General features: G+C 42.2%; 1 protein-coding gene. It reads right to left on the reverse strand.

Annotation, left to right across the window (positions count from 1 at the left end; genetic code table 11):
* On the reverse strand, nt 1-277 hold a 277-nt coding region (locus tag CWB78_RS18280), incomplete at both ends, for a tetratricopeptide repeat protein (protein ID WP_138596831.1).

The raw sequence follows: 277 nt of genomic DNA on the forward strand, positions 1-277 counted from the left end.
AATTTGAATCTCTTCATTCGATGAGTCTTTATACTGCTCAATTAAGGTTGCGTAGCTGCTGAGTGCGTCATCAGACTTGCCTTGCTGACCATAAGTAACGCCTTGGTTACACATAGCCATAGCCACCTGAATTTTAATCTCTTCATTCGATGAACCTTTGAACTGCTCAATTAAGGTTGCGTAGCTGCTGAGCTCCTCATCAGGTTTGCCTTGCTGACCATAAGTAATGCCTTGGTTAAACATCGCCATAGCCACTTGAATTTGAATCTCTTCATTC

This window comes from Pseudoalteromonas sp. S1612, from assembly GCF_005887175.1.
GTDB lineage: Bacteria > Pseudomonadota > Gammaproteobacteria > Enterobacterales > Alteromonadaceae > Pseudoalteromonas > Pseudoalteromonas undina.